General features: G+C 57.3%; 3 protein-coding genes. All 3 read right to left on the bottom strand.

The window, feature by feature from the left end; genetic code table 11:
- Window positions 1-303: 303 nt before the first annotated feature.
- A complete protein-coding gene (dapB, locus tag ACRESJ_RS06525) occupies window positions 304-1,110 on the bottom strand; it encodes a 4-hydroxy-tetrahydrodipicolinate reductase (protein ID WP_431757183.1) in 807 nt (268 codons plus the stop codon).
- Between the two features lie 10 nt (window positions 1,111-1,120).
- On the bottom strand, window positions 1,121-2,245 hold the full coding sequence (gene dnaJ / locus ACRESJ_RS06520) for a molecular chaperone DnaJ (protein ID WP_431757182.1): 1,125 nt from the start codon (window positions 2,243-2,245) through the stop codon (window positions 1,121-1,123).
- Window positions 2,246-2,541: 296 nt separating this feature from the next.
- Entirely contained in the window at window positions 2,542-4,458 is a 1,917-nt protein-coding gene (gene dnaK / locus ACRESJ_RS06515) for a molecular chaperone DnaK (RefSeq protein WP_150731776.1), read from the bottom strand.
- Between the last annotated feature and the right edge of the window lie 74 nt (window positions 4,459-4,532).

Raw genomic sequence — 4,532 nt, 5'->3', positions numbered from 1 at the left:
AAAATGCTGCCATCAGCAAGGGCGAGTATGGCTGGCTTAGTCAAGAAGACCTCCCGTAAATAAAGCCTGAAAGGGCGATCGCAGGTTGTAAAAAAGCGGAGTGACGTATGGACACGTCACCCCGCTTGTTCACTGAATTATTCTGCGCGCTTTTAGTGGACACACTAAAGCTGTAGCTTACAGAAAAAGGCTTTTTTGGTCTACCGCCAATGAGCCCTAAAGGCTGGAGAATGCGACAGGTCGTCGCTTGGCGGAACAAAACCGGGCTCAAACGCTGCGCGCGAGCCCGATTTCGGATGCATCTTAACGCAAGTCGAGCACGTCTTGCATGTCGTAAAGACCAGGCTCGCGCCCGTCCAGCCACAATGCCGCACGGACCGCGCCTTTGGCGAAAGTCATTCGACTGGATGCCTTGTGAGTGATTTCCAGACGCTCGCCCTCACAGGCGAACAGAACAGTATGATCACCCACCACATCGCCACCGCGCACCGTGGCGAAACCAATGGTTTCGCGCTCACGGGCACCGGTATGCCCCTCGCGACCATACACTGCGACCTTCTGCAGATCACGATCCAGCGCATCAGCGATCACTTCACCCATGCGCAGCGCCGTGCCTGATGGCGCATCGATCTTGTGACGATGGTGCGCCTCGATGATTTCGATATCCGCGTCATCACCGAGCACGCGCGCCGTCATTTCCAGCAGCTTCAGCGACAGGTTTACTCCAACGCTGAAGTTGGCGGCAAACACGATGGGAATGTCTTTACCAGCCTCGGCCAGCTGCTGCTTCTGTGCAACATCCAGCCCAGTAGTACCGATGACCATAGCCTTGCCCGCCGTGCGGCAGAAGGCCAGGTTTTTCAGCATGACTTCCGGTAGCGTGAAGTCGATCAACACGTCGAACTCTTCGGCCACCGATTCCAGGTTACCGGACAGCGGCACACCGATCCGACCCAGCGAAGCCAACTCACCGGCATCCACGCCAATCAGCGTACTGCCTGGCCGCACGACAGCCGCCGTCAGCCCGGTTAGCGGTGCGCGCTGCTGCACCGCCTCGACCAGGATCTTACCCATGCGCCCGGCGGCACCCATCACTGCAATACGTCGCATGACTGCCTCCTTACAGATCACCGAAGAAACGCTTCACGCCTTCGAACCAGCCAGTGGTCTTCGGCGAGTGGCTGTTGTCGTCCGCCAGCGAACTGCGGAAATCTTCAAGCATTTCGCGCTGACGACGACTCAGGTTGACCGGAGTCTCGACCGCCACACGACACATCAAGTCACCAGCACCGCCGCCACGCACAGGGGCAACACCCTTGCCACGCACGCGGAACTGCTTGCCGGTCTGAGTCCCCTCAGGGATTTTCAGTTTGACGCGACCATCAAGGGTCGGAATCTCCAACTCACCACCCAACGCCGCATCGACGAAGCTGATCGGTACTTCGCAGAACAGGTGCTTGCCATCACGCTGGAAAATCGCGTGCTCGCGCACATTGATCACCACGTACAGGTCGCCGGTTGGCCCGCCTTGAGCGCCCGCCTCGCCTTCGCCCGACAGACGAATGCGGTCACCAGTATCAACACCGGCCGGCACTTTCACCGACAGCGTTTTGTACTCCTCGACGCGACCTTCGCCGTGGCAGGAATCGCACGGATCGGAAATGATCTTGCCCTGGCCATGGCAACGCGGGCAGGTCTGCTGCACCGAGAAGAAGCCCTGCTGCATGCGCACCTGGCCGATACCACCGCAGGTTGGGCAGGTCACTGGCGAGGAGCCTTTCTTGGCGCCCGAACCATCGCACGGCTTGCAGTTAACGAGCGTTGGAACGCGGATATTCACGGTCGTGCCGCGAACCGCCTCTTCCAGATCCAGCTCCAGGGTGTAACGCAAGTCGCTGCCGCGCTGAGCACCACCACGGGAACCGCCGCGACCGCCACCGAAGAAGTCACTGAAGACATCACCAAAGATGTCAGAGAAATTCTGACCACCGAAACCGGCACCGCCGCCACCCATGCTTGGGTCGACACCGGCATGACCGTACTGATCGTAAGCAGCACGCTTGCCGGAATCGGACAGCACTTCGTAGGCCTCGTTGGCCTCTTTGAACATCTCTTCCGATGCTTTGTCATCGGGATTACGGTCTGGGTGGTGCTTCATCGCCAGGCGACGGTAGGCCTTTTTCAGGTCCGCCTCGCTTGAGCCTCGTTCAACACCCAATACTTCGTAATAGTCACGCTTTACCATAAGTCATTTGCACTCTTGAGGACGTTCGGCAAACCTCTCCTGAGCCCGCCAAACTCGTTGAGCCCCAATACAGGCCCGGACCCAACTCACGTCAATTCAACGATCCTGGTCTTTGATTCTTGTGGTACTTGTGGCGCGAAAAGCAGGAGCATTCCCGGCCATACCAACAACATCCGAACGTTGTCGCATGCTGTAAAAATTCGCATATTCCAGATACGCCAACGCGGGAGCAAGCTCCCGCGCGGCGACATCCTACCAGTCACCGCCTAAAGGCAGTCAACCGGCCGACCAACAACTTACTTGTGGTCTTTTACTTCTTCGAACTCAGCATCGACAACATCGTCAGCCTTCTCGGCCGACTCACCTTGCGGTGCCGCGCCTTCAGCCGGCTGGGCCTGTTCGGCGTACATCTTCTGAGCCACTGGCGCGGAGACCTTGGACAGCTCTTCAACCTTGGCTTCGATGGCAGCCTTGTCGTCGCCTTTAACAGCGGCTTCCAGTGCAACCACAGCAGCTTCGATTGCAGTCTTCTCTTCGGCGCTCACCTTGTCACCAGCATCGGCGACCATTTTACGCGTGGAGTGAACCAGTGCATCACCCTGGTTACGGGCAGCGGCCAGCTCTTCGAACTTGCGGTCTTCCTCGGCGTTAGCCTCGGCATCACGCACCATGCGCTCGATCTCTTCGTCGGACAGACCGGAGTTGGCCTTGATCACGATCGACTGAGTCTTGCCGGTGGCCTTGTCCTTGGCGCCTACGTGCAGAATGCCGTTGGCGTCGATGTCGAAGGTCACTTCGATTTGTGGCACGCCACGCGGTGCAGGTGGAATCTCGGCCAGATCGAACTTGCCCAGGGACTTGTTCTGAGCCGCTTGTTTACGTTCACCTTGAAGCACGTGAATGGTCACGGCACCCTGGTTGTCGTCGGCAGTCGAGAACACTTGCGATTTTTTGGTAGGAATCGTGGTGTTTTTCTCGATCAGCGCAGTCATCACACCGCCCATGGTTTCGATACCCAGGGTCAGCGGACTAACGTCGAGCAGCAGAACGTCCTTGACGTCACCAGCCAATACCGCACCCTGGATAGCAGCGCCCATGGCAACCGCTTCGTCCGGGTTAACGTCTTTACGAGCTTCTTTGCCGAAGAATTCGGTCACCAGCTTCTGAACCAGTGGCATACGGGTCTGACCGCCGACCAGGATCACGTCGTTGATCGCGCCAACGTCGATACCGGAGTCTTTCAGCGCAATGCGGCAAGGCTCGATGGTACGTTGAACCAGGTCTTCAACCAGCGCTTCCAGCTTAGCGCGCGAGATCTTCACGTTCAGGTGCTTAGGACCGGTGGCGTCTGCGGTGATGTACGGCAGGTTTACGTCGGTCGACTGAGCGGAAGACAGCTCGATCTTGGCTTTTTCAGCGGCTTCTTTCAGGCGCTGCATCGCCAGCGGATCACCCTTGAGGTTCATGCCGCTTTCTTTCTTGAATTCGTCGACGAGGTAGTCGATCAGACGAATGTCAAAGTCTTCACCACCCAGGAAGGTGTCGCCGTTGGTGGCCAACACTTCGAACTGGTGCTCGCCATCGACTTCAGCGATTTCGATCACGGAAACGTCGAAAGTACCGCCACCCAGGTCGTAAACGATCACGGTGTGATCGCCCTTGGCCTTGTCCATACCGTAAGCCAGAGCAGCTGCGGTTGGTTCGTTGATGATGCGTTTTACGTCCAGACCAGCGATGCGACCGGCGTCTTTGGTAGCTTGACGCTGGCTGTCGTTGAAGTAGGCCGGAACGGTGATCACCGCTTCGGTCACTGGCTCGCCGAGATAGTCTTCGGCGGTCTTCTTCATTTTCTTCAGAATTTCAGCCGAGATTTGTGGCGGAGCCATTTTCTGGCCGTTCACTTCAACCCAAGCATCGCCGTTGTCAGCCTTGGCGATTTTGTAAGGGACCATCTGAATGTCTTTTTGTACAACTTCTTCTTCGAAGCGACGACCGATCAGACGCTTTACCGCATACAGGGTGTTGTGCGGATTGGTCACTGCCTGACGCTTGGCGGACTGGCCGACCAGGATTTCGCCATCGTTGGCGTAAGCGATGATCGACGGCGTGGTGCGCGCACCTTCGGCGTTTTCAATAACTTTGGCTACGCCGTTTTCAAGTACGGAGACGCAGGAGTTGGTAGTCCCCAGGTCGATACCGATAATTTTGCCCATGTTCACTCTCCCGAAACTTTGGATTTGGTTGCCGCAGCAGTGGTGGCTAACTGCGGTAGCACTTAAACGCTTGA

It is taken from the genome of Pseudomonas sp., from assembly GCF_050739655.1.
Lineage (GTDB): Bacteria > Pseudomonadota > Gammaproteobacteria > Pseudomonadales > Pseudomonadaceae > Aquipseudomonas.
The sequence above is the reverse complement of the archived record's forward strand: the minus strand, read 5'-3'. Positions and strand labels throughout refer to the sequence as shown.

Bases quoted from the DNA above. Each gene is read 5' to 3' on its own strand.
- dnaJ (WP_431757182.1), bottom strand. From the start codon at position 2,245: ATGGTAAAGCGTGACTATTACGAAGTATTGGGTGTTGAACGAGGCTCA.
- dapB (WP_431757183.1), bottom strand. From the start codon at position 1,110: ATGCGACGTATTGCAGTGATGGGTGCCGCCGGGCGCATGGGTAAGATC.
- dnaK (WP_150731776.1), bottom strand. From the start codon at position 4,458: ATGGGCAAAATTATCGGTATCGACCTGGGGACTACCAACTCCTGCGTC.